Here is a 19,543-nt window from a genome sequence, read left to right as displayed (position 1 = left end):
CTTTGCTACCTTTCATCTTTCTGAGCGGCCTTCTTGGCATCGGGAACGCCGGCGAGAAGCCGGAATTCCTTCAGCCCCGAGGGGGCGAGATCTTCCATCAGTTCAACAAAATCCATGTGCACCATCCGGCGCACGCGGCGGGCGAGATGCGGTATCGGGCTCGATGGTTCGGTGCGATCGTAGAAAGCGACGACCAGATCGAGGCATTTGACGACGTCGTCGCGCGAGGAAATCCGATCGGGAAGCCCCGTGCCCGTTTCCGCATGGCTTGCCATCGTATCCACTCCATGGCCGTTTCGGGCCGGGGCCTCCGCTGATGCCGGCGCAGGGGCGGGCTTCGTCGCGCCGTTTGCCGCAATGCGCACAGCCGATCCGCGCTCCAGCGTCGCCAAGAGGCGCTCCAGGAACCGCTTCAGGTCGGGAACAGCAGCCCCTGTGCTCTCAAGGCGTTTGTTCAACGCTGTGTCGACCGTGTCGAGCGCCGCGATCGCGGCACGGTTGTCGGCGATGAGCGAGGTCATTTGGTCCTCGGCCTGATCGACCTGTGCCGCGCAGCCGCTTCGCACCCGAGACAGGAGTTGCCCATGCGCCGCTGACAGCGCCGCTCTTTCGGCATTGTTCAGGCCGGATGCGGCTTCCTGCAGCATGACACGGTCATCAAGGGCGCTCTGCTCCAGATCACGGCCGGTAATCGGACCGATGCCGCGCGGCGAGAAGAAAACCATCTTCCGCAGGTTCGCCAGCAAGCCGTCCTGGCCGTTTTGCAGATCGAGCATTGCGTTGATGCGGCGCAAGGCGGCTTCGCGCGGCGAGGCCCCGGGCCGCAATGCCGGATGCATGGTTTCCCAATGGGTCTCGAAAGTCTGGGCGATCAGGCCGAGGCCTTGGGCAAGCCCGCCAAGCCCGTCCTCGTTGGCCAGCGCGCGTGTGACAAGAACGAGAAGGCGCAGATCGCGACCGTGCGTACGCAATTCCTCGGCCTTTGCAAGAACCGAGGGCCAATCGGTCGGCATGTCTATCTGCGAGGACGGCTTGTTGCGGTCGTCATGGACGACCTTGACCTGCGGTTCCGTCAGGCGTTCGAGCTCGTGAAAGCGCGGATCATTGCGCAAATCTTCCCCGGACGGATTTTCACCGTCGATCGGACTGAGCCAGAGTGCGAGATCAATCACACAAACCCCCAGGGAACGGCCTCAGAGGCCGTGCGCGACGAACGTTTATCACACGGGTTCACATTACCACAATTCAGTTGCTGCTCAAACTTAACGGAAGGTTCGCAACTTGTGGGTCCGGCCCCTGTCGCGCCGACGGAATCCGGCTCGTGAAATGCATTGCCCAAGCACTGCAAGTCGGCTGCAGTCGCCAAGACCTTGAGTTCAAAATGTTGGAAAGTCCACATCTTTATCTATGTAGGTTGCACAAGCCATAACGCTCTTTCCGAAGTCGCTTTGTCAAGTCGCTGCATATGTGGCAGGTTGCCAATCAGACAGTCCGACCTGGGGGAAGATCCTATGGAGCCAGCCAGTGCGCCGCGGCGGAAATCGTCGCAGAGCTTCAAACGCAAGGAATTGGTCGACAAGCTGAATTCGACGGGCAAGCGAGCCTTCGCGGCTGCTGCTGGGGCCGCGAAGCTTCGCGGCAACCCTTATGTCGAACTCGTCCACTTCCTTGAGCAATTGGTGCTTTCGGACCGGTCGGACGTCCAGATGATTCTTGCTGATGCCGGCATCGACGCAGGCCGGCTGACCGGGGACATGACGCGCGCACTGGACAAGCTGCCCTATGGCGCGACTTCGATCGAGGAATTCTCCGACCACATCTTCCATGCCATTCAGGAGGCGTGGAGCCTGGCGACGCTTGAATTCGGCGCTGAGGAAGTGCGCAGCGCGCATGTCATCCTTGCCTGCCTGAAAACGCCGGTTCTGGAAGGCCTGGTTTCAAAAATCAGCGCCGAGTTCGACAAGATCGATGCCGATGGCGTCATCTCTCGTCTGGCGGACGTGCTGGAGGGTTCGCTCGAAGGCGGTGCCGCTGATGCGCCGGCTGCCGCCGCTGAAACCCCGCGACGGTCTCCAGGCGGGGATTCTGCACTGGCGAAATATGCCACCGACCTGACCCAGCGAGCGCGCGACGGCAAGATCGATCCGGTCGTCGGCCGTGATCCGGAGATCAGGCAGATCGTCGATATCCTGATGCGGCGCCGGCAGAACAACCCGATCCTGACCGGCGAGGCCGGCGTCGGAAAGACCGCCGTGGTCGAGGGCTTTGCCTTGCGCATCGCCGAGGGCGACGTACCGCCGACACTGCAGGATGTCAGCGTCCGCATGCTCGATGTCGGATTGATGCAGGCGGGCGCCAGTGTGAAAGGCGAATTCGAGAAACGGCTGAAGGCGGTCATCGACGAGGTTCAGTCGTCCGAGATCCCGGTCATTCTGTTTATCGATGAAGCTCACACCCTGATCGGTGCAGGCGGCGCCGCCGGCACCGGCGATGCGGCCAATCTTCTGAAGCCCGCGCTGGCGCGCGGCGAACTTCGCACGATCGCGGCAACCACCTGGGCCGAATACAAGCAGCATATCGAGAAAGACCCCGCGCTCACCCGCCGCTTCCAGGTGGTGAAGATCGACGAACCGTCGGAGGCGGTCGCCGTTCTCATGCTGCGCGGGGTTGCCGGCGTCTTGGAACAGCATCACCAGGTGCAGATACTGGACGAGGCGATCGAGGCGGCCGTTGGCCTGTCGCATCGCTATATCCCGGCGCGGCAATTGCCGGACAAGGCCGTGAGTCTGCTCGACACCGCTTGCGCCCGCGTCGCCATTTCACAGCACGCCACGCCGGCCGAGGTCGAGGATATTCTGCGCCGGCGCCAGGCACTGGAGGTCGAACAAGGCATCATCGGCCGTGAGGCGGTGATTGGCATAGAGGTGACCGACCGGCAGGCTCGGGTCGAGGCCGGGCTGGCGGAGACCGAAACCACGCTTGCGGCCGCGCAGGCGCGCTGGGATCGCGAAAAGGCGTTGGTGGCCGAGGTCCTCGACCTGCGCGCGAAACTGCGCGGCGAGGGCGTTCCGCTCGACGAGGCCGGCAAGCAGGAAGAAGGTTCGCCGGAAGCCGGCCCTGATGCGCCAAAGGACGTATCAGTGGCAAGCGAAGTTGCCGCGCCTGATGCCGCGGCTGCCGAAGCCGAAGCGGCGGCCAATCTTGCGCGGCTGCGGGAACTGATGGCCGAATTGGCCGAGGCACAAGGCGAGACACCGCTTATCTTGCCTTCGGTCGACCGAAACGCGGTGGCGGCGGTGGTGCAGGACTGGACCGGCATTCCGACCGGCAGGATGCTGTCGAGCCAGACCGAGAAAGCTCTCAAACTCGCCGGCACCTTGTCGGAACGCGTGGTTGGCCAGGACCATGCGATGGAGATGATTGCCAAGCGCGTGCAAACCAGCCGCGCCGGGCTTGGTGCGCCGGAAAAACCGGTCGGGGTCTTTTTGCTTTGCGGTCCGTCGGGCGTCGGCAAGACAGAGACAGCGCTGGCCCTCGCCGAGACGCTCTATGGCGGCGAGCAGAACCTGATCTCGATCAACATGTCAGAGTTTCAGGAGGCACACACAGTGTCGACGCTGAAGGGCGCACCGCCCGGATATGTCGGCTACGGCAAGGGCGGAATCCTGACCGAGGCGGTGCGGCGCAAACCGTACTCCGTGATCCTTCTCGATGAAGTCGAAAAGGCGCATCCGGATGTGCACGAAATCTTTTTCCAGGTCTTCGACAAGGGAATGATGGACGACAGTGAAGGCCGTCGCATCGACTTCAAGAACACGCTGATCCTGCTGACCTCCAATGTTGGATCCGAGGTCATCATGGACCAGACACGAAATGGCACCGTGCGCGCCGGCCTCGACGATCTCGACACCGCGTTGCGCGGCCCGCTGCTGAAAGTCTTTCCGGCGGCCTTCCTCGGCCGCGTGGTGACCATTCCTTACTACCCGCTGTCGGATTCCATGATCGAGGCGATCACCCGTCATCAGTTCACAAAGATAGCGCGCCGGCTGCGCGCGACCCATGACGCGGAACTGGTCATCGGCGACGGTGTGCTGGACCTGGTCAAGGCGCGTTGCACCGAGATCGAATCCGGTGGCCGGATGATCGATGCGATCTTGACCAACACGCTTCTGCCGGAGTTGAGCCGAAGCGTGCTGAACCGGTCGCTCGAGGGCGAAAAGATGACGAAGGTGACTGTCGGCGCCTCGAAGGAAGGGTTCACCTACACTTTCGAATAGCGGCGGCCGGCCAACCCGCTTGAAGGCTACAGCGTCCGGGCGTGAAAAATCCGGCCGATGAAGTTCATCAGGATCTGCGCCGCAAGGATGGCGGTGGTTCCGGTATGATCGTAGTCGGGCGCCACCTCGACCAGGTCGATGCCAACCACTTCACCGCGTTTGGCAAGGCCGGCGAGCAGCTCCAGCACCTCGTAATAGATGAAGCCGCCATGCGACGGCGTGCCGGTGCCCGGCGCGATCGAGGGGTCGAAGCCATCGATGTCGATGGTCACGTAGTAGCGCTTGCCAGCTGGTATCCGCGCAAGGACACCGTCGACGCCAAGCTTGCGCAACTGGCGCACCGACAGGATGTCGGATCCCATGCTGCGCGCTGCCTCGTAGCCTTCCTTGGCCGTCGACGACACGTTGCGGATACCGATCTGCGACAGGCCGGTAACGTAAGGCTTCTCCGCCGCGCGGCGCATCGGGTTGCCGTGGCCGTAACGGACGCCGTGCCGTTCATCGACGAAGTCGAGATGCGCGTCGATCTGCACCAGGTGAATGTCGCCATGGCCGTCGAAGGCGTTGATGCAGGGGATATTGATCGAATGGTCGCCGCCCAGCACCACCGGCAGCGCGCCGGCCTCCAGGCATTTGCGCACGCCATATTCAATGTTGGCGTGGCTGTTGATGGTGTCGGTGTGGATGATGTCGGCGTCGCCGAGATCGACCATGCGCACGCTCGTCGGCAGGTAGGTGACGTCGTCCTCGTGGTCGTAGGCGCCGCCATGGCCGAAGGAAAACAGCGTCGATGCCTCGCGGATGGCGCGCGGCCCGAGCCGGGCGCCTGCTCGCCACTGCGTACCGAAATCATAGGGCGCGCCGAGAATGGCAACGTCGGCGTTGATCGCGTCCCAGTCGGCGACGTAGGGCGACTTGGCGAAGGTGCAGATGCCGACGAATGGCAGGTTGAGGCGGCCGCTCTCGTAGCCATGTCCGGTGTTTTTCGCCTTGGGGTCGATGTCTGTCATGGCAAGGGTTCCAGTCTGTTGTGAAATGCCGTCTGCTCTAAACGAGAGACAGGAGAGTTAGCGGGAAGCATCAGATCTTGGTTTCGCGACGGTAGGGAAGCCCGACGGCGGCCGGCGGCTTTACGCGCCCGTACAGTCCGACAAGCGCCAGGATCGAGGCGATGTAGGGCAGCGCGATGAATATCTGGTAGGGCACTGTCGGGTTGGCGAATTGCAGCCGCAACTGCAGCGCGTCGCAGAAGCCGAAAAACAGCGAGGCGATGACTGCCCACAGCGGATCCCACCGGCCGAGGATAACCGCCGCGAGTGCAATGAAACCCTTGCCGGCGCTCATATGTTCCGTGAACACGAAGACTTGCGACAAAACAATATAGGCACCGCCGAGCCCGGCGAGGCCGCCGCTGGCCAGCACACAGAAGAAGCGCACCCAATAGACCGGCACGCCGGCCGAATCCGCCGCTGCCGGGTTCTCGCCCGTGGCCCGGATTTCAAGCCCCCAGGCGCTTCGATACAAGAGCCAGTAGACCAGCGGCACGATCAGGTAGAGTGCGTAAACCAGCGGGTCCTGGTCGAAGAAAACCGGCCCGATCAACGGGATCGACGACAACCCGGGAATGGCGATCGGCGAAAAGCCAGGCAGCGCCTTGGTGGTTCCGTCCATGCCGAAGGCCAGCCGCGCCAGAAACGCCGTCAGCCCGCCGGCGACCAGATTGATGGCGATGCCGCAGACGATCTGGTTGACGTTGAGGCGGATAGACAGCATCGCCAGCACCGCGCCGCCCGACGCACCAAAGGCTATGCCGAGAAGCACGCCGGCCATCGGATTGCCGGTGAGGAATGAGCCGAGCGCGCCGCCGAAGGCGCCGAACAGCATCATGCCTTCGAGGCCGACATTGTAGATGCCGCCGCGCTCGGCGATGACGCCGCCCAATGCGGCGAACGCGATCGGCACAGTCAGGCGCAGGCTGGTCTGCAGCAGGTCGGTCGACGAGGTGATATCCAGCCATTCAGGCATTCTGCTTCTCCTCATTCTGCTTGCCACGCGCCGCAATCAGCTCTTCCATCGAGCGCCGCTGCGCCAGCATCCGTCCCCAGCGGGAATCGGAGAACCGGATCGACAGGCTGGCAGCGACGAACATGACGATCAGTCCCTGGATCGCATCGACGACAGTGCTGTCGACACCAACGGCACGCTGCATGAACTGGGCGCCGGAGCGAAGGCCGGCGAAGAACAGCGCCGCGACGACGACAAGGATGGGATTGGCGGCCGCCATGAAGGCAACGACGATGCCGTCAAAGCCGTAGCCGGGGCTGAAACTCTGAAACAGGCGGTACTTGACCCCCAGCACTTCCAGCCCGCCGGCAAGACCGGCCAGGGCGCCGCCCAGCATCATCGACACGACGATCTGGCGCCGCACATTGATGCCGGCATAGCGCGCCGCCCGGGGATTGTGCCCCACCGTGACCATGGCAAAACCGAAGGTCGTGTATTTGAGGCAAAACGCCAGGATGAGGGCGAGGCCAATGCCGAACAGCGCACCGGCATGGGCGTCGGTCGGCGGCATGATGGGCGGCATGAACAGGCTGGACGGGATTTCAGGCGAATAGGGGTAGGGCGCTCCCTCCTCCATCATCGGGCCGCTCGCCGCGTAGCTGACGATGTTCATCCCGACATAGTTGAGCAGCAAGGTGACGATGACCTCGTTGATGCCGCGATAGGCCTTGAGGACACCGGCGATCGCTGCCCAAAGCGCGCCGCCGAGCATGGCGGCGGCGATGCAGACCGCCATGTGCAGAGGCCAGTAAAACTCAGGCAGGTAGAGCGCGGCGGCGGTGCAAAACAGTGCGCCGAGATAGATCTGGCCTTCGGCGCCGACATTGAACAGACCGGCCCGCAGCGGTATCGCAACCGCCAGTCCGGCCAGCACGATGGGCGAGAACTTCACCAGTGTGGCGCCGAAACCGAAATAGTCGAAGAACGCTTCGCCAAACAGCGCCCGGTAGGCCTGCAGCGGATTGGCCCCGGCGATGAGAAACAACACCGAACCGACCAGCAGTGCCAGCACCACCGCCCACAGCGTTCTCGTCGCGAACACGGCACGCATGATATTGTCCATTACGCCGCGCTCCTCACACCTGCCATCAGTTCCCCAAGCCGCTCCGGCGTTGCCTCTTCAGGGGCCAGCACGCCGGTGATGGCGCCGGCGCACATCACGGCTATGCGGTCGGAGACGTCCAGCACATGCTCCAGTTCCGTCGAGACATAGAGGACGGCGACGCCGGCCTTCTTCAGGTCGAAGATCATGTTCTGGACGAACTCGATGGCGCCGACATCAAGACCCTTGCAGGCTTGCATGATGATCAGGATGCGCGGCTTCGCTTCGATCTCGCGGGCCAGGATGACTTTTTGCTGATTGCCCCCGGACAGAAAGCGGGCCGGCTGTTGTGGCGAGCGCAGCCGCACATCGTAGCGCTTGACGAGATCAACCGCGTTGCGGGCGATGTAGCCCAGGTTCAGCATGCCATTGCGCGAGGCCGGCGGGCGGTCGTAGTCGCGCAGGATAAGGTTCGTCGCCACCGGATAGTCGAGGACGAGGCCTGTGTGCTGCCTGTCTTCGGGAATGAAGCCGATGCCGGCCTGGTTCTTGCGCGCCCGCACGTCGAGCGCGGCGATATCCTTGCCTTCGACCATGATGGTGCCGGCTTCCAGCGTTCGCAGTCCGGCGATCACCTCGCCCAGTTCGCGCTGGCCGTTGCCGTCGACACCGGTGACGCCCAGCACCTCGCCGGCCCGCAATGTCAGGCCAAGGTCGTTCAGCGCGCGCGTACCCTGGTCGTTACGGGCGGTCAGCCCGCTCGCTTCGAGCACGATCTCGCCGGGCGGAGATTTCACCCGGTTGAGGTTGAGCACGATATCGCGCCCGACCATACGCCGCGCGAGATCGCGTGGCGTCGTCTCGCCGGAATCGCTTTCATAGGTCACCTTGCCGTGGCGCATCACGGTGATGCGGTCGGCGACGCCCATGACTTCGTCGAGCTTGTGGGTGATCAGGAGGATCGTATGGTTGGCGGCGCGCAGCGCCCGCAGCGAATCCAGGAACGATGCGATCTCGGTCGGCGCCAGCACGCTGGTCGGCTCGTCGAGGATCAGCACCTCGGCCTTGCGGTAAAGCGCCTTGAGGATTTCGACGCGCTGGCGCATGCCCATCGGCAGCGACCAGATCGGCGCGGTGGCATCGATATCGAAAGCGAGCTTGCGGCTGAGCTCGCGGATGTTGGCTTCATGTGTCCGCAGGGGAATGGTGCGGGGGCCGCGCTCCAGCCCGAGCACGATGTTCTCGGTCACCGACAGCGAATCCACCAGCATGAAATGCTGGTGGATCATGCCGATCCCGTTGGCGATGGCGTCGCGCGGCGAGGCCATGCGCAACGGTTTGCCGTCGAGAATGATCTGCCCCGCGTCAGGCCGGTAAAGCCCGTAGAGGACGTTCATCAGCGTCGTCTTGCCGGCGCCGTTCTCACCCAGGATGGCGTGGATGGCACCCCTGGCGATGCGGATGCCGACATTGTCGAGGGCTTTGAAGCCGGCGAATGACTTCGAGATGCCGTCTATATGGATATGATCCATGGCGGTGCTGCACCAGATTGAAGAGTTGGGATGAAGAGATGGCGGCGCGCCGCTCAGACCTTCAGCTCACCGGACTTCATCTTGTCGGACAGCGCCAGGATCTCGTTCTTGATGGCCTCCGGCACCGAAGCGTGGAAGGTGCCGATGCGGCAGGCTTCAGGCACCTTCAGATCGAAATGATAGTTCTTGCCTTCAAGCTTGCCGTCCTTGCCGTAGGCAACATAGTCGAGCATGGCTCCCTTGATGTCGAAGATGGCCGATTGAGCCACCGTGTCCGGCCAGTCGGCGATCGCGTCGTAATAGATGCCCATGCCCCAGGCGCCCTTTTCCTTGCACGCCTGCAGGCTGCCGATGACGGCGTTGTCCATGGTCGGGAAGACGAAATCGGCGCCCTGTGAAATCTGGTTGAGCGCGGCTTCCTTGCCCTTGGCGATGTCATCCCAGTCGTTGGTATAGGCGGTGAAGACGTCCTTGCCGCCGGCTGCCTTGAAGCCTGCTTCGAAACTGGAGTTCAGGTCGAGCGAGAACTTGATCTTCTGGCCGCCGATGAAGCCGGCCTTGCCGGTCTTGGACATCTTGCCGGCCATGTAGCCGAGCAGATAGCCGGGTTGTGCGTAATAGAAGTCCGCGGAGGCGAGATTGCCGCCGCCCTGCTGGCCGTTGTTCACCAGGAAGATCGTTTCGGGGTATTTGGACGCGACGCGCTTGGCCGCGTCCTGGAACTCGCCGCCATGGCCGATAACCAGCTGGTAGCCGCGCCGTGCGTAGTCGGCCATGGCCTCGGCCTGATCGGCTTGCGCGACCTTCTCGCTATAGGCGATCTCGACGCCGAGCTTGTCCTTGACTTGCTGGATGCCTTCGTAGCCGGACTGGCTCCACGACTTGTCGGTGATGTTGCCGGGCATGATGATGGCGACTTTGTAGCCTTGCGCCCATGCCGGACGCAGCGCGGCCAGGGCAAGCGTGGCTCCGCTCAGCACAATGAAATTCCGTCTGTGGATTGTCATGACCATTCCCCATTTCGCGGCTGTTCTTGCGGAGCCGTCGGTTCAATTTTCGCGCCGATCCGGAGCCTTGGCTTCGGCTGCGCAGGGGTATCCTCGACCCTGAATTGCTTCAGATCGATCTAAAATGAATGAACTTCATTTTAGATTTTCTTTCGCTAAAAGCAGTTGTATCGAGCTGAAATTGGCGGCGGACCCGTCCCGTTTCGACCGGGGCCACCAGCTTTTCGGGCGCCTTCCAGACCGCCTTGAATGTCGGGGCTCAGCGCGGCTCGGCGGCGGGTGCGTTGCGCAGCAATTCGCCGAGGAAAGCCTTGGTCAGGCGCTCGTTCATGCGGTCGCGCTTCACCGCCACCTCGAAATGCGAGACATGGCGGATGCGGCTGGGAAGCAGCGGCCGGATCTGGTCGGAAGCGGTCCAGAAGCGGGCGAAATGCATGGGCAGGAAACCGACAAAGCGGCCCGACAGGATGAGATGCATCATCGCTTCCATGTCGATGACGGACGCCGAGTCGACGATGCGTTCCGAGGCCAGTTCGATGTTTGCCGGGACATGGCCGCGAATGACGTATTTGCTGCGCGCGATCGCCTCGATATCGACATTGTCGGGCGCCTGCTCGAACAGCGGGTGGCCCCTGGCGCAATGCAGCAGGTGCACCTCGTCGACGAATGGCTGGTAGTGCAAGCCGGGGACGCGATGGTAGAAGGGCGCCACCGCGAGATGCAGACTGCCTTCGAGCAACCCTCTTTCAAGCTGCGCCGGCTCCATGATCTGCATGGTCAGATAGACATCGCTGTACTTGTCATGGAAGCGCGCAATGGCCGAGGACAGCGGCATTTGCGGGTTGCTCACCGTCGTGTCGACGACGCCGATGCTGAGCCTGCCGGTCAAATTCTTGCGCAGTTCACCGACATCGCGCACGAACGAATTGTGCGACTGGAAAATGACGGCGGCGGCCTCGTAGACATTCTGGCCTTCGGCCGTCAGCTTGAAGCCGGCACGGCCGCGCCGGCAGAGTTTCAGCCCGAGGCGCGATTCCAGGGTCGACATCTTGCTGCTGATCGAAGCGGCGCTGATGTTCGTGCGGGCCTGTGCCGCCGAGAAGCCGTTGCATTCGACAATGATACAGAACAGCCGCAAGAGGTTGATGTCGAGGCCGTCGAGCGGAAATTTCGAATTCTTGCTCACACTTCTCCAAACTGGACCGGCCGTCCGATACTGCTTTCGAGAATTGCTCCGTCGTTCCTTGCTGTCCAGCCGGCGGTGCCCGCCCGTCAGGCCACACGGCTTGCATCAGCAACCTGAAATGCGTGAGCTTTCCGCGAAGTGGATCGCTTTTCAAGATGCGGATTCCGCAATGTGGAAAATCTTTCGCATTTCTCACGACCTCCGCGACTGGGCGACAGACGCCATGCCGCCTGCGTGGCCCAGTGCTCTCATGAACCGCTGATCTGCTACGCACCCAGCCGCCGGGTTCAGGCCGGTAACTGTCACATGATACCGAAGGTTCGGTAGGCATCGACAGCGCTCATGCCATTTTGGATCGCCTTTGCCACGCGTTTTTCGCCGCGAACCTTCTCGATCGCCAAACGCACCACCTCCTGCTCGGCGTCGCGTGGAATGACGAGGACGCCTTCCTTGTCGCCGAACAGCAGGGTTCCAGGCTCGATGCGCACGCCGCCGATTTCCAGCGCGCAGCGATAGTCGATCACCTTGCCGCGTACGCCCTGGTCCTGAGCGTAGTAGCCGGTACAGAAGCAGGGGAAGTCGAGTGCGCGGATGCCGTCTATGTCACGGGCGAATCCATTCAGCAGCGCGCCACGCGCACCGAGAATTCTGGCGCGCGTCGACATCAGCTCTCCCCACAAGGCATAGCGAGGGGAAGACCCGCTCGCGACATAGATCTCGCCCGGCTTCAAATCGTCCAGCGCTTCGAACATCAAGCCGAACGCCTTGCTCATCACCGGGTTTTTCGGCGCACCGCCCTCGGACGCGAAGATGTCTGTCTCCAGCACAGGCATGGCGCGGCCGATCAGCCGTGTCTTCTCGTCGACCGGTTTGAACACCGGCGGCAGGAATTGATGCTGGAGGCCGATCGTGTCCATGACGTCGCCGACAACGGCAACGAAGAGTTCGGTCTCCAGCAGTCGGAACAGTTCGGCGTCGTTGGGATAGGATGTCATGGTCGTTGCGAGCCTCTGTTGTCGGGTCAATTCGAATTGTTGATGCCGCATGCGGGGACCATGCGGCCATCGGCCGGGCATTGCCGTCCGTAGGCTACTCGGCCGCCATGCCAAATGCCGCGCTGCGTGCCGGACCCAGCGCCTCGGCGTTCTGCACCAGGGCGCGCATGTAGCCGAGTGCGAAGGCCTTGCCGGCGTGCCAGGGGGCGTCGCACGTCATCTCCGGCGTGTGGTCGGGGATCATGACGCCTTGATAATTCTCATCGCGCAGTATGCGTATGATCTCGGCCATGTCGATGTCGCCATCGTCGACGAAGGTCTCGTGATATCGAGGCACCTTGCCGCGCACATTGCGGAAATGGATGTAGCCGATGCGGCCACGCCGCGCGAAACGCCTGACATGGCTGTAGATCTCTTCGGGTTGCGGCATCTCCTGAAGCGAGCCGAGGCAGAGTTCCAGCCCATTGGCTGGCGAGTCGACGATGTCCATCAGCCGGTCGTATTTTTGCGGCCGGTTGACCAGGCGAGCGGTGCCGCGCAACGCCTCGGCGGGTGGGTCGTCCGGATGCGCGGCCATCACGACGCCGGCCTCTTCGGCGACCGGAACGATCTCGCGCAGGAAGACGCCGAGCCGCTCCCACAGTTCCTCCTGCGAGACCGTGACCGGCACGGCGTCGGCCCGGCCTGCCCGATAGCGCATGTTCCACACGACCCCGTCGGGCAGCGGCAGATCAGGATCGATGCGGGACAGGTCCAGCCCGACGGACATGGCGTCGCCGCGCGCGAATGGCCCACGCGTCCAGCCCCACACGCCGGCGATGGAAAAATTGTAGCCGATGCAGGGAATACCGGCGCGGCCGGCGTCACGCACCAGGCGCTTCAAGCCCTCGATCTGTCTGGCGCGGTCGGGGCCATCGAGCAGCACATCGGACCAGAAGCGCGGCGACAGGTTCTCGATGCCGGCGATCTCCATGCCATTGTCGCGGATGGTTTTCACCAGCCCGGCGAAATCCTCGTAGCTCCACAATTCGTCGGTGGAGCAGTCACCCCAGCCGTCGGTTTGCGTACCGGCCGACAGTGACGGATCGCGCCCGCGAAAATAGTTGGTCAGATGCGCAACGACATGCGTGGCGCCAGCCTGCCGCGCGAAGCGGAAATTATCCGGGGTCAGTGAATCGCGGTAAAGTCCAAGTCCGATCTTCATCGTCGCGGTCCTACTTGACGCCGATGCCGGCGGTCAGGCCGCCGTCGATCTTGTAGTCGGCGCCGGTGCAGAAGCTGGCCTTCGACGAGCACAGGAAAGCGATGAGCTCGGCCACTTCCTCGGGCTCGCCGATGCGGCCAAGTGGGTGGGCCGCGCCGAAGCGCCTGTAGGCGTCCTCGACATCGGCGTCGCTGCCATTGTCGCCACGCGCCGCCTTTTCGAGGATCGGCGTGCGGATCGAGCCCGGGCTGACCGAATTGACCCGAATGCCTGATGCCGCGTAGTCGAGCGCCAGCGAGCGCGTCAGCGTGTGAATAGCCCCCTTGGTCGTGGCATAGGCGGCGACGTTCTGCTGGCAGGCGAAACCCTGTACCGAGGAGACGTTGACGATTGCGCCGCCGCCGCGCTTGATCATTTCCGGGATGCCGAAATGCGCGGTCAGGTAGATTGATCCGACATTGACCGTCATCGCCCGGTTCCAGGTTTCCAAGTCGGTCGTTGTCGCCGTGCCATAGGGATGGACAGCCGCTGAATTGACGATGACATCGATGCCGCCGAATTTCGCGACGCCGGCATCGACTGCCTCGCGCACCTGATCGGCGACGGAGACATCCACTGTCCGCACCAGCGCCCTGGCGCCGGCCTGGTCGAGGCTATCCTGCATGGCGATGTTGGCTGCCCGGTCGATGCCGCAGGCGATGATCGCCGCACCTCCTTGCGCCAGCCGCCTTGCGGTGGCGAGTGCAATGCCGGTCGTGCCGGTAATCAGCGCAACCTTGTTGTCGAAATCAAGCATGGGGCAAATCCTTGGAAGGTGTCATCTCTTGCGACGGCATTGTCGGCGCGCGCGCGTTTTCGAGATCGTCGGGAACGAAGCGCAAGCCGAAATCGAGATGCCGGCTCATCAGGTAGCTGTAGGCAATGCGGTCGCGCGCACGCAGCGCCGCGATGATCTCGCCATGGGCGCGGCGTGTTTCACCAAGCACCGGCCGGATGGATTTGCCGACGGTCATGATGTGTTGGATGACAGGTGAAAGGAACTGGTAGGTCTGCACCAGCATGCGGTTGCCGGCGAGCTTCATCAGCGCCAGATGGAAATCGAAATCGCGCTGCGCCGCCTCCTGAACATCCCTGGCGGTCTCGATCAGGTCATTGGCCGCGTCCAGGGCATCGAGTTCGGCAGCGCTCGCATTGAGAATGATGTGATCGCCGACGCTCACTTCGATGATGCGGCGAAATCCCTGGATGTCGTTGAAGGACGTTTTCGAAATGTCCATTTGCGCGGCGAAGAAATTCTGGATCGCGACGTTCTGGCGATCGGCCAGCACCGCGCCGACACGCGGCTTGGGATCGATCAGGCCGTAGGTCCGGATGGTGCGCAGCGCCTCGCGTATAGTGTTGCGGCTGGCGCCGAACAATTCGCCAAGCTCCCGTTCGGTCGGCAGGACATCGCCGACGGACATGGCGCGGTTGCGAATAAGATCGAGGATCTGCCGCACAGTCTGGTCAACCGCCGAGCTGCTGACCCCTGCATCTTCCGTTGCTCCTGCCAGGTCATGCTCAGCTTGTTCCAAGCGCCTATCTCCTCGCTATTTGTTGGACCAGCAATAAAGAGAAGCGACAGTAAAATCAACAGAAAGGTGGCGAAGAGCGAATTTTGCGGTAAATTTCAGCCAAATTCTCTGCGTTGACATATCTGTGGTCCAACAATATGGTTGCCGCCAGACGCATAGGAGGCCTTATGGAACAGTGTTGGCGCTGGTATGGTCCGGACGATCCGGTGACGCTTGACCAAGTCAGGCAGGCTGGCGCCATCGGCGTGGTATCGGCGCTTCACCAGATCTATGACGGCAGGGCCTGGCCTGAAGCAGAGGTGCTTGAGCGCAAGCGGATTATCGAGGCGGCCGGCCTGAAATGGTCGGTGGTCGAGAGCATTCCGGTCCACAATTCCTTCAAGATCGGCGCGCCGGAACGCGAGCGCTATGCCGGCTACTACCGTGACAGCATCCGGTCGCTCGCCAAGGCCGGCATTGAGACCATCTGCTACAATTTCATGCCGGTGGTGGACTGGACCCGCACCGATCTCGCGTATCGTCTGCCGACGACCGGCTACGCGCTGCGCTTCGACGCAATCGATTTCGCCGCCTATGATCTTTTTGTGCTGAAGCGCCGCAATGGCGCGGCCAGCTATACCCCCGCGCGTATCGCCGAGGCCGAGAAGCGCATGGCGACGCTGACGGCAGCGCGGATCGACCAGATAGAGCGCAACCTGATCGCCGGCCTGCCGGCGACGGAGCGCAGCTACGACCGTGAAAGTTTTCGCGAGGCACTGGCAGAATACGATTCGATCGGGCCGAAGGAGTTGCGCGACAATCTTGCCTGGTTCCTGCGCGAGATCATTCCGGTCGCCGAAGAGGAGGGTGTGCGCATGTGCATTCATCCCGACGACCCGCCGTTCTCGCTCTATGGCCTGCCGCGCGTCGTTTCGACCGCCGAGGATGCGCGCTTTATCCTTCGCGCCGTCGACAGCCCCGCCAATGGTCTGACGTTCTGCACTGGCTCTTATGGCACCCGCGCCGACAACAACATTGTCGCCATGGTCAAGGAATTCGCCGACCGGATTCATTTCGTCCATCTGCGCAACATCACCATCGAGGACGACGGTTCGTTTTACGAAGCCGAACACCTGGAGGGCGGCACCGACATGGCGCATGTCATCCTCGCCTTGATGAAGGAAGAGAAACGCCGTCGCAACGAAGGCCGCACCGACTGGCAAATTCCGATGCGTCCGGATCACGGACATCTGCTTGCCGATGACATCGGCAAGCAAAAGATCAACCCCGGCTACTCGCTGATCGGGCGGCTCAAGGGGCTCGCGGAACTGCGCGGCATCATGCGTGCGGTGGAGCGTTTCGACCTGGCTTGAAATGACGCGTCGGTTCGTTGGGAGGGCTTGCATGGTCTTTGTGTAAGTGAAAACAAGTTGCCTATATGAAAATAGGTGCTAGTGTCGAAGGCAGGCCGCCCGTTGTCCGGCCGCCGGGGAGGATTTGAAGAGCATGACGAAGCTGCGCGGATTGGCGTGGGATCATAGACGCTGCTGGGGTCCACTCGACGCCAGCGTCGGGTCGTATTGCGCCGCGCGTCCCGGTCTGGAGATCGCTTGGGATCGCCGCAGCCTCTACGAATTCGGCGAAGGGGCGATCGATGAGGTTCTCGGCACCTATGATCTCGTCGTTTTCGACCATCCGTTCATCGGTGAGATTGCCGCCGGCCGGCTCATGGTCCCGTTCGACCAGCATCTGACCGCCGAGCAGCACCAGTTTTTCGAGCAGGATTCGGTCGGCAAGTCGTGGCAGTCCTATGCAAGGGAAGGGTGCCAATGGGCGCTGCCGATCGATGCCGCCTGCCAGGTGGCGTCCTTCCGGCCGGATTTGATGGCGCTCTATGGCGATGTTGTTCCGCGCTCTCACGGCGAGGTTGTCGATCTCGGCCGCCGCGCCCGGAAGGACGGCAGATGGCTCGGCCTGCCTCTGGTGCCGACCGACGCCATGTGCCTGCTGCTCACGCTCGGCGACCCGCGCGAGGACGCCGACGACTTCATCAGCCGCGACAAGGTCGAGCGGGCCATCGGCCAGTTGCGCGAGCTTTCCGAGTTGTCGCACCCGGGTTCGCACCAATGGAATCCCATCCGCTGCTACGATCACATGATTGCCAATGACGATGTCGTCTATGTCCCCTTCGCTTTCGGCTATGTGAACTATGCCGCGCGCGGCGAGGAACGGAAGCTGCGCTTCGCCGACGCGCCGACAACGGGGTCGGCGGGCGCGCTGCTTGGCGGCGCGGGCATCGGCGTCAGCGCCCAGTCGAAAAGCATCCAGGCAGCGATCGACTATGCCTTGTTTCTATGCTCGCCGGACACCCAGCGTGGCCAATATGTCAGCGCCGGCGGGCAGCCCGGCTCGCTGTCGGCCTGGCAGGACAAGGCGGTCAACGCCGCCACCGGCGACTTCTTCGCCGATACGCTGAAGACGATCCAGTCGTCCTATCTGCGCCCTACCCATGCCGGCTTCATAACGTTCTTCCGTGAGACCGCGCCGCGCGTCGCGGCGGCCGTAGCTGGCGAACTGTCGGTCGCCGAACTGGCTGCGTGGGTAAACCGGCGCTACCGCGAGACGCGGCCCTCGACGGCGTCGGTACGGAGCGTCGCGTGATGGCCACAGTCACCAAGGCATTCGATGACGGCGAGGGCGGGCGCGGCGAATATCGCGCGCCGGCAGCCGAGAAGGCGCTCGACATCCTGGAGTTCATGGCCACCCAAGGTGAAGCACTGACCCAGACCGAAATCGCCAACGGCCTCGACCGCTCCATTCACGAAATCTACCGCATCCTTCTGTTGCTGGAAAAGCGTGGCTTCATTCTGCGCACGGGCAGTGACCGTTTCCGTCTCTCGCTCAAGCTCTTCGAGCTGGCGCATATGCATCCTCCCGTGAACCGGCTGGTGGAATGCGCATTGCCGGTCATGCGCGACCTCGCGGCCAATGCGGATCAGAGCTGCCATCTTGTGGTGCGGGAAGGTCAGAATGTGCTGGTCGTCCTGCAAATCGATTCACCTCTGCCGATGCGTTACTCGGTGGCACTGGGCTCACACTTTCCCATCATGGAGACGAGTTCGGGCGCGGTGCTGCTGGCTCACCAGGGTCCGGCCGATCGCGACGCTATCGTCGAGCGTATCGTCACCGCCGGCGAAGGGCAGGGATCGCGTGCGGACATCGAGGCGCGGCTCGCGGCGGCATTGGATCATGGCTACGAGATGCGCCCATCCCTGGCCGTCGATGGCTGCATCAACATTTCAATGCCGGTGCGCGACCACACAGGCGCGGTGATCGCGGCGTTGACCGTTCCATTCCTGCCGCAGAAAGCCGCCCGCTTCGACCGCGAGACGGTTTTTGATCGCACGATGGCGGCCGCCAACAAGGTTTCCGCCGCGCTTGGCGCCGGCGACGCCGCGACCTGACTTTAACTGCAACCCGAGACGGCGGGACCACCGTTCGAAGACTGAACCGTACTGATGAAAATTGGGAGAAGAGTATGAACTGGTCTAAAACAATGCTGTTTGCCTCGGCGGCCGCGGTCGCCTTCGCTGCCTCCGCGCAGGCGCAGAACATGCCGAAGAAAATCGGCTACGTCACCAACTACGCCACCCATGAATGGTACCAGAATGTCATCAAGGGCATGAAGGCGCATGGCAAGGATCTCGGCATCGAGGTCGAGGTGCAGGACGCCAATCTCGATATCGCAAAGCAGGTGGCCGCAGCCGAGGACTTTATCGCCAAGGGCGTCGACGTTTTGATCATCACGCCGGTCAATGAAGAAGGCGTGGTGCCGCTGCTGCGCCAGGCCAAGGCAGCCAACATCCCTGTCGTGCTGGAAGGCAATCCGGTCAAGGGCATGACCACCATGGTCGCCATCTGCGACTACGACACCGGCTATTTCTCAGGTGTCGAGGCCGGCAAATATGCCAAGGAAAAGCTTGGCGGCACAGCCAAGGTGATGAATGTCGGCTTGCCGCTCCTGTCCGCCACCGTGCTGCGCTCGAATGGCTTCATGGATGGACTGAAGACGGTCATCCCCGATGCCGTCATGGTGCACGACCTCGATGGCGGCGGCAATCCGGACCGCGCGCTCGAAGTCTCCTCGGCGGCGCTCGCCAAGAATGCCGACATCAACATCATCTACGGCATCAATGACTCGTCCTCGCTCGGCGGCCTGCAGGCATGGAAGGCGGCTGGAAAGTCGCAGGACAATCTGCTGACCGTCGGCACCGGCGGCGAAGGCCTCGCCTTCATCAATGCCATCGAGAAGGAGCCGTCCTATCGCATCGAAGCGGCAATGTTCCCCGAGAAGGAGGGTTTCACGGCCATCGACGCGGCGGTGAAGCTGTTCAACCACGAGGACGTGCCGCCGCACATCGTCAGCCCAACCGCGCCAATGATCGGCGACGATTGGAAGAAATACTATGACTATGACGGCACCACCCGCACCATCAAGTGGGACGCCGTCAATGCGCTGACGCCGCCGGCCAAGTGCATGAAGACCGCAGCCGATCTGAAGAAGTAGCATCCTCCCAGGACGCTCCCTCTCGCCACGCGGCGGGAGGGAGCGACGCGGACCATGACAAAGCAGAGCAGGCACCGACCCGCGCAACCGCGCGATACCGTCAAGAATGCGCCGGG

Annotated in this window: 16 protein-coding genes; 5 read left to right on the top strand and 11 right to left on the bottom strand. The window is 62.6% G+C overall.

What is annotated here, in order from left to right; all coding sequences use genetic code 11:
- Positions 1–5: 5 nt before the first annotated feature.
- Positions 6–1,172, bottom strand: coding sequence for a type VI secretion system protein TssA (tssA, locus tag GA829_RS29570; RefSeq protein WP_195176082.1), 1,167 nt, complete (start codon positions 1,170–1,172; stop codon positions 6–8).
- 339 nt (positions 1,173–1,511) lie between these two features.
- Between tssA and tssH the strand changes: the two genes are divergently transcribed.
- Positions 1,512–4,277 (top strand): type VI secretion system ATPase TssH, encoded by a 2,766-nt coding sequence (tssH, locus tag GA829_RS29565; RefSeq protein ID WP_195176081.1) that lies wholly within the window; start codon positions 1,512–1,514, stop codon positions 4,275–4,277.
- Positions 4,278–4,303: 26 nt separating this feature from the next.
- On the opposite strand, the gene speB is transcribed toward tssH, so the two are convergent.
- The 10 genes from speB to GA829_RS29515 all read right to left on the bottom strand — a co-directional run bounded on the left by speB (position 4,304) and on the right by GA829_RS29515 (position 14,881).
- A complete protein-coding gene (gene speB, locus GA829_RS29560; RefSeq protein WP_195176080.1) occupies positions 4,304–5,287 on the bottom strand; it encodes an agmatinase in 984 nt (327 codons plus the stop codon).
- A gap of 70 nt (positions 5,288–5,357) precedes the next feature.
- On the bottom strand, positions 5,358–6,302 hold the full coding sequence (locus GA829_RS29555; protein ID WP_195176079.1) for an ABC transporter permease: 945 nt from the start codon (positions 6,300–6,302) through the stop codon (positions 5,358–5,360).
- Positions 6,295–7,404, bottom strand: a complete 1,110-nt coding sequence (locus GA829_RS29550; RefSeq protein ID WP_195176078.1) for an ABC transporter permease — start codon at positions 7,402–7,404, stop codon at positions 6,295–6,297. Before GA829_RS29550 ends, GA829_RS29555 begins: the two co-directional genes overlap by 8 nt.
- Entirely contained in the window at positions 7,404–8,915 is a 1,512-nt protein-coding gene (locus tag GA829_RS29545; protein WP_195176077.1) for an ABC transporter ATP-binding protein, read from the bottom strand. Before GA829_RS29545 ends, GA829_RS29550 begins: the two co-directional genes overlap by 1 nt.
- A 53-nt stretch (positions 8,916–8,968) precedes the next feature.
- Positions 8,969–9,922, bottom strand: a complete 954-nt coding sequence (locus GA829_RS29540; RefSeq protein ID WP_195176076.1) for a BMP family protein — start codon at positions 9,920–9,922, stop codon at positions 8,969–8,971.
- 259 nt (positions 9,923–10,181) lie between these two features.
- Positions 10,182–11,108 carry a LysR family transcriptional regulator gene (locus tag GA829_RS29535; protein WP_195176075.1) on the bottom strand — a complete coding sequence of 309 codons (927 nt, stop codon included), beginning with the start codon at positions 11,106–11,108 and terminating at the stop codon, positions 10,182–10,184.
- A gap of 302 nt (positions 11,109–11,410) precedes the next feature.
- Positions 11,411–12,103, bottom strand: coding sequence for an RraA family protein (locus tag GA829_RS29530; protein WP_195176074.1), 693 nt, complete (start codon positions 12,101–12,103; stop codon positions 11,411–11,413).
- Positions 12,104–12,197: 94 nt separating this feature from the next.
- Complete coding sequence (locus GA829_RS29525; RefSeq protein WP_195176073.1) at positions 12,198–13,307, bottom strand: mannonate dehydratase; 1,110 nt, start codon at positions 13,305–13,307, stop codon at positions 12,198–12,200.
- A gap of 10 nt (positions 13,308–13,317) precedes the next feature.
- The gene (locus tag GA829_RS29520; RefSeq protein ID WP_195176072.1) at positions 13,318–14,103 is read right to left on the bottom strand and encodes an SDR family NAD(P)-dependent oxidoreductase; all 786 of its coding nucleotides are present in this window, start codon (positions 14,101–14,103) and stop codon (positions 13,318–13,320) included.
- Positions 14,096–14,881: a FadR/GntR family transcriptional regulator gene (locus GA829_RS29515; RefSeq protein ID WP_195176071.1), complete on the bottom strand. Its 786-nt coding sequence runs from the start codon at positions 14,879–14,881 to the stop codon at positions 14,096–14,098. Before GA829_RS29515 ends, GA829_RS29520 begins: the two co-directional genes overlap by 8 nt.
- Before the next feature lie 167 nt (positions 14,882–15,048).
- Between GA829_RS29515 and uxuA the strand changes: the two genes are divergently transcribed.
- The 4 genes from uxuA (at position 15,049) to GA829_RS29495 (ending at position 19,427) form a co-directional block, all read left to right on the top strand.
- The gene (uxuA, locus tag GA829_RS29510; RefSeq protein WP_195176070.1) at positions 15,049–16,233 is read left to right on the top strand and encodes a mannonate dehydratase; all 1,185 of its coding nucleotides are present in this window, start codon (positions 15,049–15,051) and stop codon (positions 16,231–16,233) included.
- A 133-nt stretch (positions 16,234–16,366) separates the two neighbouring features.
- Positions 16,367–17,521, top strand: coding sequence for an extracellular solute-binding protein (locus tag GA829_RS29505; protein WP_195176069.1), 1,155 nt, complete (start codon positions 16,367–16,369; stop codon positions 17,519–17,521).
- Complete coding sequence (locus GA829_RS29500; RefSeq protein ID WP_195176068.1) at positions 17,521–18,324, top strand: IclR family transcriptional regulator; 804 nt, start codon at positions 17,521–17,523, stop codon at positions 18,322–18,324. Before GA829_RS29505 ends, GA829_RS29500 begins: the two co-directional genes overlap by 1 nt.
- A gap of 74 nt (positions 18,325–18,398) precedes the next feature.
- On the top strand, positions 18,399–19,427 hold the full coding sequence (locus GA829_RS29495; RefSeq protein ID WP_195176067.1) for a sugar ABC transporter substrate-binding protein: 1,029 nt from the start codon (positions 18,399–18,401) through the stop codon (positions 19,425–19,427).
- The last annotated feature ends 116 nt before the right edge of the window (positions 19,428–19,543 follow it).

It is taken from the genome of Mesorhizobium sp. INR15 (genome assembly GCF_015500075.1).
In the GTDB taxonomy this organism is placed as follows: Bacteria; Pseudomonadota; Alphaproteobacteria; order Rhizobiales; family Rhizobiaceae; genus Mesorhizobium.
Note: the sequence above shows the minus strand (reverse complement) of the source record. Positions and strands in the feature narration are given on the sequence as shown.